Here is a 542-nt window from a genome sequence, read left to right on the forward strand (position 1 = left end):
GTAGGAGTCTGGACCGTGTCTCAGTTCCAGTGTGGCTGATCATCCTCTCAGACCAGCTACAGATCGTCGCCTTGGTAGGCTCTTACCCCACCAACTAGCTAATCTGACGCGAGCTCATCTCTCGGCAATTAATCTTTCACCAATAGGCACATCCGGTATTAGCAGTCGTTTCCAACTGTTGTCCCGAACCGAGAGCCAGATTCTCACGCGTTACTCACCCGTCCGCCACTATCTCCGAAGAGACCGTTCGACTTGCATGTGTTAAGCATACCGCCAGCGTTCATCCTGAGCCAGGATCAAACTCTCCGTTTTGATGATGAAGTAGTTTGTTTTCGGCTCCGAAATTCTATTCCGGAATCCTCTTTTATTTTTCTTATCTGTTTTGGGTTTGAACCCAAAACTAATTAGTTTTGACGAGGATTGGTTTTTGTCTTGGCTTTCAAACTATTGATTTGTCTAGGTTCGGCGCGTCAGGCGCTCTTGTCGTTTGCTTGACACTTTATCTAGGTTAGCGAACCGTTTTGGCTTTGTCAAGGGGTTGA

At 47.2% G+C, this 542-nt stretch carries 1 rRNA gene; it reads right to left on the minus strand.

Annotated elements, in window-relative coordinates:
• Positions 1 to 312 (minus strand): 16S ribosomal RNA (locus ACTIFV_RS18645); the annotation flags it as partial.
• Between the last annotated feature and the right edge of the window lie 230 nt (positions 313 to 542).

It is taken from the genome of Microbacterium sp., assembly GCF_051860965.1.
Taxonomy (GTDB): Bacteria; Actinomycetota; Actinomycetes; order Actinomycetales; family Microbacteriaceae; genus Microbacterium.